Origin of the sequence: Sulfitobacter rhodophyticola, assembly GCF_041281685.2 — a bacterium.
In the GTDB taxonomy this organism is placed as follows: Bacteria; Pseudomonadota; Alphaproteobacteria; order Rhodobacterales; family Rhodobacteraceae; genus Sulfitobacter.
Genome location: NZ_CP166251.2, coordinates 1,807,150 through 1,818,623 on the forward strand (window position 1 = coordinate 1,807,150; position 11,474 = coordinate 1,818,623).

8 protein-coding genes are annotated in these 11,474 nt (G+C 61.9%); 7 read left to right on the plus strand and 1 reads right to left on the minus strand.

Features of this window, described 5'->3' with window-relative positions:
- Positions 1-109 precede the first annotated feature (109 nt).
- The 4 genes from AB4X18_RS09940 to AB4X18_RS09955 all read left to right on the plus strand — a co-directional run bounded on the left by AB4X18_RS09940 (position 110) and on the right by AB4X18_RS09955 (position 3,985).
- Positions 110-1,111, plus strand: coding sequence for a taurine ABC transporter substrate-binding protein (locus tag AB4X18_RS09940; protein WP_432817356.1), 1,002 nt, complete (start codon positions 110-112; stop codon positions 1,109-1,111).
- Positions 1,112-1,228: 117 nt separating this feature from the next.
- The gene (locus AB4X18_RS09945; RefSeq protein WP_370399938.1) at positions 1,229-2,035 is read left to right on the plus strand and encodes an ATP-binding cassette domain-containing protein; all 807 of its coding nucleotides are present in this window, start codon (positions 1,229-1,231) and stop codon (positions 2,033-2,035) included.
- 5 nt (positions 2,036-2,040) lie between these two features.
- A complete protein-coding gene (locus tag AB4X18_RS09950) occupies positions 2,041-3,306 on the plus strand; it encodes an ABC transporter permease (RefSeq protein ID WP_370402607.1) in 1,266 nt (421 codons plus the stop codon).
- A 148-nt stretch (positions 3,307-3,454) separates the two neighbouring features.
- A complete protein-coding gene (locus tag AB4X18_RS09955) occupies positions 3,455-3,985 on the plus strand; it encodes a MarR family winged helix-turn-helix transcriptional regulator (protein WP_370399939.1) in 531 nt (176 codons plus the stop codon).
- A gap of 3 nt (positions 3,986-3,988) precedes the next feature.
- Here AB4X18_RS09955 and AB4X18_RS09960 read toward each other — a convergent pair whose 3' ends face one another.
- A complete protein-coding gene (locus tag AB4X18_RS09960; protein ID WP_370399940.1) occupies positions 3,989-5,572 on the minus strand; it encodes a gamma-glutamyltransferase in 1,584 nt (527 codons plus the stop codon).
- Between the two features lie 167 nt (positions 5,573-5,739).
- Here AB4X18_RS09960 and AB4X18_RS09965 point away from each other — a divergent pair, with 167 nt between their 5' ends.
- The 3 genes from AB4X18_RS09965 (at position 5,740) to AB4X18_RS09975 (ending at position 11,368) form a co-directional block, all read left to right on the plus strand.
- A complete protein-coding gene (locus AB4X18_RS09965) occupies positions 5,740-6,468 on the plus strand; it encodes an ImuA family protein (RefSeq protein ID WP_370399941.1) in 729 nt (242 codons plus the stop codon).
- Positions 6,353-7,903, plus strand: coding sequence for a Y-family DNA polymerase (locus tag AB4X18_RS09970; protein WP_432817357.1), 1,551 nt, complete (start codon positions 6,353-6,355; stop codon positions 7,901-7,903). The genes AB4X18_RS09965 and AB4X18_RS09970 overlap by 116 nt, the downstream gene beginning before the upstream one ends.
- 153 nt (positions 7,904-8,056) lie before the next feature.
- Complete coding sequence (locus AB4X18_RS09975; RefSeq protein ID WP_370399944.1) at positions 8,057-11,368, plus strand: error-prone DNA polymerase; 3,312 nt, start codon at positions 8,057-8,059, stop codon at positions 11,366-11,368.
- Positions 11,369-11,474: the final 106 nt, after the last annotated feature.

Consider the following 11,474-nt stretch of genomic DNA (forward strand, 5'->3'; position numbering starts at 1 on the left):
TGTGCATCTGCCAGTCTGAAGCGGTACGAATGACCGGCAGGACGTGCCGGCGGAGTATCTACCTACCCGACCAGCTTGGGCGGGGATCATGATCAACAGGGAGAATGAAATGATCAAGAAAACAACAACAGGATTTGTTGCGGGTGTCGTCATGGCGATGACCGGACAAGCCGCAATGGCCGATGGCCATGGTGAAATCACCGTAGGGTATTTCCTTGAATGGCCCATGCCGTTCCTCGCTGCCAAAGCATCCGGCGCATATGACGAAGCGCTGGGCATGAAAGTGAACTGGGTTTCTTTTGAGACCGGTACAGCAATGTCCGCGGCGATGGCATCCGGCGACGTTCAGATTTCAGTTTCTCAGGGTGTGCCCCCCTTCGTCGTGGCGGCATCCGGTGGTCAGGACATCCAGGTCGTTGACGTGGCCGTGTCCTATTCCGAGAACGATAACTGCGTTGTGAAATCCGATCTGGAGATCGACAAGAATTCCGCAGGCGAACTGGCCGGCAAGAAAGTCGCCGTGCCTTTGGGCACAGCGGCGCATTACGGCTTCCTGCGTCAGATGGACCACTTCGGTGTGGATGTCGCATCCCTGCAGATTGTTGACATGGCCCCACCAGAGGGCGCGGCAGCGCTGTCTCAGGGTGCGGTTGATTTCGCATGCGGTTGGGGCGGTGGCCTTGCGCGCATGAAGGAATATGGCAACATCCTTCTGACCGGTGCTGAAAAGCAGGAACTGGGCATTCTGGTGTTTGACGTCACATCCGCACCAGCGGCCTTCATCGCAGAGAACGGCGAGACGATGGCGAAATTCGTCAAGGTCACAGCCGATGCAAACGCCGAATGGGCCGCCACCCAAAGCGACGAGATGCTGGCGGTGATCGCACAGGAATCCGGCATGGACGTTGACGCGACCAAAGCGTCAATCTCCACCTTCGAATTCCCAACCATCGAAGAGCAGCTGTCTTCCGCATGGTTTGGCGGCAACGCGGCACCCTTCATGAAGGGCGTGGCGGATGTGTTCGTTGAATCCGGCTCCATTGACAGCGCACTCGACAGCTATGAGGGCACAGTGAACACTGGTCCACTTGAAGCTGCAAAAGGCATGTAAACCTTTAAGACGGCGCGGCCTTTTCGGGGCCGCGCCGTTTGTGATTCATACGTTCCAAGACCACCGAGGCAGGAAAACCTGCCCATTTTCCTCTGACAGGGGGAAGGAAGACGCCAGATGACCGGACTTTCCATAGACAATCTATCCATGCGTTTCGATCTGCCTGACGGCGGACATGTGCAGGCGTTGCAAGATGTATCCATTGACCTCAAGGCAGGCGAATTGCTGAGCGTGCTTGGGCCATCAGGTTGCGGCAAGACAACGCTTCTGAACATCGTCGCGGGTTTCCTTGCCCCCACGGGCGGCACGATGACACTGAATGGCCACAAGATCACCGAACCGGACGCCGAACGCGGTATGGTGTTCCAGCAGGGCGCCCTGTTTGAATGGATGAGCGTGCGCGAAAACGTGGGCTTTGGCCCGTCGATGAAGGGCATGCCGAAGAACGACAAGGCCGAGGTGGTCAATCACCTGCTGGACGTTGTGGGCCTACAGGACTTCAAGGAAAAGGCTGTCTATGAGTTGTCGGGTGGGATGCAGCAGCGTGTGGCTCTGGCCCGCTGTCTGGCCAATGACCCGGACGTTATCTTGATGGACGAACCCCTTGGCGCGCTGGACGCGTTGACGCGTGAGAAGATGCAGAGCCTCGTTCTGAAGCTGTGGAAAGAGACGGGCAAGACGATCATCCTGATCACCCACTCCGTCGAAGAGGCGCTGCTGTTGGGCGAACGGTTGATCGTCATGGCCCCGCGTCCGGGGCGTATCCACAAGGAATACCGCCTGCCGTTTGCCGAATTGGGGGTCAACGCCGATTTGCGTGAAGTGAAGAAGCACGACGATTTCGGTCCCAAGCGTGAGGAAATCCTCAACATGATCTGGGACATGGAAGAAGAGATCATGGGCACAAAGGAGGACGCGGCATGACCGGCTTGTTCTTTCTGCTGATCTACGTTGCTGTTTTTGCAGGCAGTGCGTTTCTGGTGACCAAGGTGCTGGCAAAAGGCATCCGGGATTACACGTCGCTGAAGACAGTGACCTTTGGTGATGAAAGTGCTGTGCGGCCCAACCGGGCGGCTGGCTTCATCTCGATCATTACGATTTTCGTGATGTGGGGGGTCTTCACGGGCTCGACCGTGCTGCCATCTTTCCTGCATGCGCCGGGGCCGTTCGTGGGCCAGACAAGCTTTACCTACACCGCTCAGGCAGAAGGTCAGGCCCCCGATGATGCCGAGGTTACAATTATCGTGCATCCGCGTGGTGAACCGGTCGAGGTGCCCGAAGTTGATGGCGGGGATGGTTTTGCCAAGAATGACGCCATCGCCATCGCGCAATGGCGGTCAGGCCTGATCAATGTCCAGAAAAACGATGAAATCGGGAAGGGCGACGGCGCTCAGGTGATCGCGATAAACGGCGAAAAGATCGCGCCGGGTGAAACAGTTCGCACCGCCAATGGGTCGGTTACCTTGTCTGACAAGGGCACGCCAAACTACCAGCCTTCAAAAGGTTGGCAGATGGAGCCGCTTTACCTGCCCGCACCCGAAGAGGTGTGGACCCGCACCTTGCAAATTGCCTCCGAGGGTTTCCGCAATTTCACCCTGTTGGAGCATCTGGGCTATTCGCTGTTCCGCGTTGTCGTCGGATTCATTCTGGGTGCAATCGTGGGCATTCCACTTGGGTACGCCATGGGACTGAGCAATTGGTTCCGGGGTTGGTTCGATCCGATCGTGGAATTCATGCGGCCAGTGCCGCCGCTTGCCCTGATCCCGCTGGTGATCATCTGGGCCGGTATCGGCGAGGCGGGCAAGATCATCCTGCTGTTTCTTGCGGCGCTCTGGATCATGGCGATTGCCGCGCGATCCGGTGTGTCGGGCGTGAAAATCTCCAAGGTGCATGCGGCGTATTCCCTGGGCGCAAGCAAGTGGCAAATCATGCGCCATGTGATCGTCCCCAACTCCCTGCCGGAAATCTTCACCGGTGCGCGGGTGGCGATGGGTGTTTGCTGGGGTACGGTGGTTGCTGCTGAACTGGTTGCTGCGGAACAGGGGGCCGGCATGATGATCATGACCGCATCCAAGTTCCAGAACACCGATATCGTGATCATGGGCATTATCCTGATTGGTGTCATTGGCTTTGGCATCGACATGTTGATGCGCTGGGCCGAACGCATTCTGGTGCCTTGGAAGGGCAAGGGCTGATCCCTGCGTCGGGACATCCGGAAAACACTGCAAAAAGCGTCGGGTTCGCCCGGCGCTTTTTGCCATTTTCGGGGGAGGGTGACGCCATGTCAAAATCTGATAGCTGGAATTGGTCTGATCAGTTAGGCTATGCCGCACGGAGCACAGAATGACACAGAATACACTTGAAAAAAGCGCCCAGATCGCATCCCCTCAAAAACATCCGAAGGTTGCATCGATCAATGATGTGATCACTTTTCGATTACAGCGCCTCGTCGCCATCGGCGAACGTGCGGGCCATCATTGGTCCGAACGGATGTTCGACGTGAGCCTTAATGAATGGCGGCTGCTGGCGCTGGTGGTGGCGCATGCGCCAACGCGGGCCGGTGACATGGCTGACGCGCTGCTGATGGACAAGTCCCAGTTGAGCCGCGTGATCAAATCAATGATCTGCAAGAAGTTCATTCGCAACACGGCGGACCCGGACGATGGTCGCGCCATCGCGCTCCAGCCAACGGCCGAAGGGCTTGAACTTTATGACAGGATGCTCAGCGAGGTTTTGCGCAGCAACGAAAGGGTGTTGGCACCGCTAAGCCACGCAGAAATAGAAGCTTTCAACGCAACCTTGGAAAAGCTGCTCGATCACACGCAGCAGATGCTGGACGTGCGGCTTGCCGAGGATCGGATCAAGGCGGTTTGACACTTAGCCGTGGTCGTCCGCAGCCACGGCATCAGCCCAAGGGGTCATCACTTCTGTCGCGCCAGCGTTTATGCCATCTTGACGGGACACCGCTGACGGGCAGGCGAAGTGCAACGGGAAGATCGTGCGGGGTGCAGGCGTCACCGGATGGGGCAGGGCGCTGCGCAGGCCATCCAGCACCTTGGGCGGCAAGCTGTCATCGGCGATCGTGACCTCCGCAAGGCTCATGTCGATACGCGGCGTGTGCAGCGCGGTATCCAGGTCCATGCCGTAATCCAGCACCATAGAAGTTAGTTGCGCGACCGCAGGCATGATCTTGCGCCCGCCGGATGCACCAAGGGCAAAGAGCGCGCCATCGCTGCGTTCCAGCACCGTGGGACACATGTTGGCGAGGCAGCGTTTGCCGGGGCCGAGGGAGTTGGGCTTGCCCTGTTCGGGATCGAACCACATGATCCCGTTGTTCATCAGGATGCCACTGCCCGGCAGCATCAGCCGCGAGCCGAAGATTGACAGCAGGGTCTGTGTCACGGCGACCATGGTGCCGTCGGCATCGACGACGCTGAAATGGCTGGTGCAGCTGGGGTCGGGTTCGTTTTCGACGTCGCCCATTGTGTCGTAGCGTTCATGGTTGGCTTGCCGGATCGCGGCGTCATACGCGGCATAGGCTGTGGCATCGGGTGCCGCGCCGTCGGCCTGCCAGCCCTCCGCCATCAACGCCAGCGCCCGGGCCAGCGTCGGCCCGGCGGTAAGGGTCGGCGTGCCGACGATCTTGTGGCCGCGATAATCGTGTTCGGAGGCGTCCACGAGATTGGCGCGATAGGTCGCGAGGTCCTGCAATGTGTGCCGCCCGCCCGCGGTTTGCAGGTCGCGGATGATGCTTTCCGCCAGCGGCCCTTCATAGAATCCGGATGCGCCTTTCTCCGCGATAACGCGCAGCGATGCCGCGAGGCGGCTGAGGTCGCAGCGTGTCTCTCCCAGCGCGGTCCAGCCCGAGGATTTGGGAAAGCCCGCGTCATCGAGAAAGGTTTCGCGAGAGGCGGCGAAGGGGTGCAGATCACGGGCGGAGCCCCCGATGATAAGCTGTGCGAACCAATCCACGGGCAGGCCGTCGTCGGCGAGCTTGATGGCGGGCGCGATCAGGTCGCCCCAGGGTTTCGTGGCGAAGGTTTCATGCGCCAGCGCCATGCCCGCCACCTGTCCGGGTATGGCCACGGCGGTGGCGCCAAAGACGTTGCGGTCGTCCTGCACGGCGGGCCAGGGAAAGAGGTCGTTCGCCTTGCCGCCGACGATGGGATAGTCGTCCACGCGCAGCCCCGCTGGTGCGCGCATGCCGAATTCGAGGACCTGCGCGGGGCCGTCCTTGGGCCGCACGACCATGTAGCCGCCGCCACCCATCCCGCTCATCCAGGGTTCGGCTGCACCCAGTGCAAAGGACGTGGCAATCGCTGCATCCACCGCATTGCCGCCCTGTGCCATGATTTGTGCGCCGATGGTCGCGGCCACGCGGCTTTGGCTGGCGACGATGCCATGGCGGCTGGTGATGGCGGGTTTGGTGATGCGCCACGAGGCGTTCTGCTGCGGGGTCATGGGGGCTCCTGTCGTGTTGGGGGTATCCAATCCTGTTGCGGGTATTTTTGCAAATCATTGCAGGGGGCTGGGGCGCGCGATGCGATTATGTGCGGCATGGCGTCTTGAAGGGGTCGATTTGTGCCCTCTTTTCATATAGAACAAAAAGTGAACAAATGGAGGAATGCATGAAAGCCGATTCGCCCCTTGGACAGGTGATTTCCCTGTCCGCCAAACGTCTGGTCCAGGATGTGCCCGCGCCGCAGCACGGCGATGCGGTGCTGCGCGACGTGCTGTCGGGCGGGCCGTTCGACGCGGCGGTGACGGGGTTCGTCCTGGCCTGTCTGCCCGAGGGGGACAAGCCCGTGCTGTGGGTCAGCGACCGCATGTCGCGGCGCGAGAACGGGCGCTTGTATGGCGCAGCGCTGGGGCATTTCGGCTTTCAGGGCAAGGTGTTGCGGGTGGAGGTCAGCCATCCGCGCGACGTGCTTTGGGCGATGGAGGAAGGCGCGGGATGCGCGGGCCTTGCGGCCGTGGTGGGCGAGATCCACGGCGCGCCGGAGGTGTTGAGTTTTACCGCGACCAAGCGGTTGGCGCTCAGGGCCGAAGCGGCGAAGGTGCCCGTGTGGCTAATCCGGTCAGGGGACCATGGCGCGCTGTCTGCGGCGCGCGAGCGCTGGCGGCTGACGTCGCTACCGGCGCGCAGGCATCCCTACAACCCCGCCGCCCCCGGTGCGCCGCTGTGGGAGGCGGAGCTGTTCCGGGCGCGCGGGCGCAGCCCCGGTGTGTGGCAGGCGGCCTATGACGGGCAAGGACAGTCAAAACGGGGCGCGGATCGTCTCCGCCTGCTTTCCCGATCTGGCGATGGACCGATGGCGGCGGATCACAACGCAGCAGCGGACGCTGCCGGGGGATGATGTGCCGGTGGTGCTATCGGTGCAGGGCACCCATGGGCCAGTGGTGCATGCGCTTAGCGCAGAGGCGCACAGGCGTGGTGTGAGCCTTGGTGCGCGGGTGGTCGATGTGCAGGCAATCCACCCCGATCTGCATGTCGAACCGGGGGAGCCTGCGCGGGAGATCAAGCTGCTGGATCAGGTGGCGCTCTGGGCGCGGCGGTGGTGCCCATGGACGGTACGGGATGGCGAAGATGGCATCTTGCTGGATGTGACGGGTGCCGCGCATCTGTTCGGTGGAGAGGCGGCGATGCTGCGTGATATGGCCGCCCGTTTTCAGATGCAGGGTCTGACCGCGCGACTGGCGGTGGCACCTACGCGGGGGGCGGCCCATATGCTGGCGCGGTTCGGGCCTGCAGGATGTATCTGCGGGCCGAATGATTTGGAGGTGGCGCTGGCCCCGTTGCCGGTGGCGGCGCTTGGGTTGGAACACAAGACCGAACAACTGTTGCAGCGACTGGGGCTGAAGACACTGGGCGCGGTGATGCAGGTACCGCGGGTGGCGTTGATGCGGCGGTTTGATCGGGTGGCGGCGGAATTGAACCCGTTGGTGCTGCTGGACCGGGCCTTGGGGCGTGAGGGCGCGCCTTTGGATGCGCCGCCGGAACCGCCGCGCTGGCTGGCCCGTGCACGGCTGGCCGAACCGGTCATTGATCCGGTGCCACATCTGGAAGGTTTGGCGCGTGATCTGTCGGCGCAGCTTGCCAAGGCGGAGCAGGGCGCGCGGCGGCTGCGGTTGACGATCTACCGCGTCGACGGCGAATGGCGCAGCCGCGATGTGGCGCTGGCGCAGCCCAGCCGCGAGCCTGCGCATCTGTTGCGGTTGATGGAGGGGAAACTGGAAGGGATCGATCCCGGTTTTGGATTTGATCTGCTGACGCTGGAGGCTTTGGTGGCTGAACCCTTGGCGCTGCATCAGGACCATCTGGATGGCGCGCGCGATGCGGGACGCGATGTGGCCGCCCTGCTGGACCGGCTGACCGCGCGGCTGGGACCCGACAAGGTGACATGGCCCGTCTGGATGGAAAGCCATGTACCCGAACGGGTCGAGGTGCGGCGTGCGGCATTGCGCGGGGAAGCTGCAGACGTACCCGTGCTGACCCGCGAACGGCCCTTGCGCCTTTTGGAGCCGCCCGAGGAAGTGGCTGTTTTATATGCCGTGCCCGAAGGGCCGCCCGCCCAGTTTCGCTGGCGGCGCGTGGCCTTCCGCGTGCGGCGGCATGAGGGACCGGAGCGGATCGCGCCAGAATGGTGGCGCGACAAGGCAGGCACGCGGCTCAGGGATTATTACAAGGTCGAGGTGATCGACGGACGGCGGTTCTGGCTTTTTCGGGAGGGGATATTGGGTGACGGGCGCGGCGGCGATCCACGCTGGTTTGTGCATGGCATTTTTGGCTGAGGGTGTGCGGCACGCGCGTGCCGCGACGTCCCGCCCGCCCTCCCGATTCAGTGCTTTAATGGTGGGCTTTGTGCCTGCGGCGACGGGTGTGTCGGGTATTTGAAAAAGGATGAAGGGGCAGGGTGCGCCCTGCATTGGAGAAGGTGAGAAAGGGTGCCGCAGCAGGAGGGTTTCAAACGTCGGACGTTGGAGGCGGAGGAGCCGTTCCAGTGGCATCCGCCCAGCCCTTATGTGGAACTGGGGCTGGCCAGTTGTTTTTCGTTTTTGCGTGCAGCTTCTGACGCGGTGGATTTGACGGCGACAGCCAATCTGCTGGGCTATGACGCGCTGGGGGTGGCCGATCACAACACGCTGGCGGGGGTGGTGCGGGTGCATGTGGAGGCGGTCAAGGCGAAGGTGCGGCCCCTGATCGGCTGCCGACTGATATTGCTGTGCGGCACCCAGTTGTTGGCCTATCCGCGAGATCGGGACGCCTATGCGCGGCTGTCGGTGCTGTTGTCCAAGGGCAAGATGGCGGATGTGGACGGTGGCTGGCAGGAAAAGGGGGAGACCCATCTGACGCTGGAGATGCTGAGCGCCCATGCGGAGGGGCTGGAGTTGATCGTGATGCCGCCCGAACGGCTGGAGGTGTTCGAGGCGGGGTTGCCCCGGCTGGTGCGGGCCTTGCCGGGGATGCGGTATGTGGGGGCGGCGTATCTTTATCGTGGGGACGATGTGGCGCGGATTGCGCGGTTGGATGATCTGGCGCGCAGCGCTGGATTGTCGATCTTGGCGACGAATGATGTGCTCTACCATGCACCCGAGCGGCGGCCGTTGCAGGATGTGATGACCTGCATTCGGGAGGGTTGCACCATTGAGGAGGCGGGTTTTGCGCTGGAGGCGAATGCGGAGCGGTATCTGAAATCGCCCAGCGAGATGTGCCGCTTGTTCAACGACTGGCCCCACGCGATTGCGGCGACGCGGCTGGTGGCGGATCGGTGTCGGTTTGCGCTGTCGGATCTGAAATACGAGTATCCCCATGAAATTGAACCGCAGGGGCGCACTGCGCAGGAGGAGTTGGAGCGGCTGACATGGGAGGGGGCGAAGTGGCGCTATCCGCAGGGAGTGTCGGAGCGGATCAGGGGGATCATCGAGAAGGAATTCGCGCTGATCCGCGCCAAGAAGATCGCGCGGTATTTCCTGACCATCAACGACATCGTGCGGTTCGCGCGGGAGGAAGCCAGCCCACCGATCCTGTGTCAGGGGCGCGGATCGGCGGCGAATTCAGCGGTGTGTTTCTGTCTTGGCATTACGGCGGTGGATCCCGAAGAGCACGATGTTTTGTTCGAGCGGTTTTTGAGCGAGGAACGGGATGAGCCACCGGACATTGACGTGGATTTCGAGCATGAGCGGCGCGAGGAAGTGATCCAGTACATGTATGGCAAGTATGGCCGGGAGCGGGCGGGGCTTTGTGCGACGGTCATTCATTACCGGCCCCGGTCGGCCATCCGGGAGGTGGGCAAGGCGATGGGGCTCAGCGAGGACGTGACCTCGAAACTGGCGGGCACGGTCTGGGGCAGTTTTGAAGGGGAGATGAAGGAGAAACGGGTTTCGGAAGCCGGGCTGGATTTGAGCGATCCCTACCTGCGGCGGGTGCTGAAACTGGCACAGCAGATGACCGGGATGCCGCGGCATCTTTCGCAGCATGTGGGTGGGTTTATCCTGACCGAGCGGCCGTTGACGGAGATTGTGCCGATTGGCAACGGGGCCATGCCGGAGCGATCGTTTATCGAGTGGGACAAGGATGACATCGACGCGCTGGGCATCTTCAAGGTGGATATCCTGGCGCTGGGGATGTTGACTTGCATCGCCAAGGGGTTCGACCTGATGCGGGCGCACTACGGCGTGGATCATGATCTGGCCAGTGTGCCTGCGGAGGATCCGGCGACTTATGACATGCTATGCGCAGGGGATTCGCTGGGCGTGTTCCAGGTTGAGAGTCGCGCGCAGATGGCGATGTTGCCGAAGCTGAGGCCGCGGACGTTTTATGACCTGGTGATCGAAGTGGCGATTGTGCGGCCCGGACCCATTCAGGGCGATATGGTGCATCCTTTTCTGCGGCGGCGGCAGGGGATTGAAGGGGTCAGCTATCCGGCGCCGGGGGCGGAGCATCCGCAGGATGAGTTGTTGAAAATCCTCGGGCGGACGCTGGGTGTGCCGATCTTTCAGGAGCAGGCGATGAAGATCGCCATTGATGCGGCGAAGTTTTCCCCTGCGGAGGCCAATGAGTTGCGCAAGGCGATGGCGACCTTCCGGTCACGCGGGACGATCGAGACGCTGCAGCAGAAGATGGTCGGACGGATGACCGAGCGCGGCTATGACGCGGAATTTGCACAGCGGTGTTTCGATCAGATCAAGGGGTTCGGGGAATATGGGTTTCCCGAAAGCCATGCGGCGAGTTTTGCCAAGCTGGTCTATGTGTCGTCCTGGATGAAATGCCATTACCCCGCCGTGTTCGCCTGTGCTTTGCTGAACTCCCAGCCGATGGGGTTCTACGCCCCTGCGCAGATCGTGCGCGATGCGCGCGAGCATGGCGTCGAGGTGCGCGGGGTGGATGTGGATTTCTCTGACTGGGATTGCACGTTGGAGCCTTGTGACGGGGGCTTTGCCCTGCGGCTGGGGTTCCGGCAGGTGGATGGCATGCGGGAGGATGCGGGACGGCGGATCATGGGCGCGCGGGATGCGCCGTTTGAGGATGTGGCGGATCTGAAGGTGCGGGCAAAGCTGGATCGCGGGTCGGTGCGCAGGCTGGCGGCGGCGGATGCGATGCGGGGAATGGGGCTGGATCGGCGCGCAGCACTTTGGCAGGCACAGGGGCTGAAGGATGCACCGGATTTGCCGATTTTCTCTTATGTTGATGCAAAGGATGAAGGGGCGGAGCCGAATGTGCTGTTGCCTGCCATGCCGAAAACCGAACATGTGGTGGCGGATTACCAGACGCTGCGGTTGTCTTTGAAGGCGCATCCGATGTCGTTCTACCGTGACAGCCTGCGCAAGCAGGGGTTCGCCTGTACCGATGCCCTGCCTGGGATGCAGCACGGGCAACGGGTGTCGCTGGCAGGCCTGGTGTTGGTACGGCAGAAGCCGGGCAGTGCCAAGGGCGTGTGTTTCATCACGCTGGAGGATGAGGCGGGGGTCGCCAATCTGGTGATCTGGCCCAAGCTGTTCGAGCAGTTCCGCCCCGTCATCATGTCCGCGCGGCTGATGGTGGTGCATGGGCGTGTGCAAAGTGATGGACGGGTCATCCACGTGGTCGCGGATCGGTTGGAGAACCGGACCGACAGGCTTGATGCGCTGTCGCATGAGAAGGTGCCGGAGACCTATGCACGGGGCGATGAGGTAAAGCATCCGATCCCCGGTCAGGTCGGCGGGCGCAAACATCCGCGTGACGTGCGGGTGATCCCGAAGTCGCGGGATTTTCATTAGCCGACGCATGTGCGGCCTGCTAGGAAAAGGAGCGGGCCAGGGCCCGCGTTCGATTTTATTCCTGATTGAGGCTCTGCCTCAAACTCCGCGGGATTTAAGGCCAAAA

Bases quoted from the DNA above. Each gene is read 5' to 3' on its own strand.
- AB4X18_RS09940 (WP_432817356.1), top strand. From the start codon at position 110: ATGATCAAGAAAACAACAACAGGATTTGTTGCGGGTGTCGTCATGGCG.
- AB4X18_RS09945 (WP_370399938.1), top strand. From the start codon at position 1,229: ATGACCGGACTTTCCATAGACAATCTATCCATGCGTTTCGATCTGCCT.
- AB4X18_RS09955 (WP_370399939.1), top strand. From the start codon at position 3,455: ATGACACAGAATACACTTGAAAAAAGCGCCCAGATCGCATCCCCTCAA.
- AB4X18_RS09960 (WP_370399940.1), bottom strand. From the start codon at position 5,572: ATGACCCCGCAGCAGAACGCCTCGTGGCGCATCACCAAACCCGCCATC.
- AB4X18_RS09965 (WP_370399941.1), top strand. From the start codon at position 5,740: ATGAAAGCCGATTCGCCCCTTGGACAGGTGATTTCCCTGTCCGCCAAA.
- AB4X18_RS09970 (WP_432817357.1), top strand. From the start codon at position 6,353: ATGACGGGCAAGGACAGTCAAAACGGGGCGCGGATCGTCTCCGCCTGC.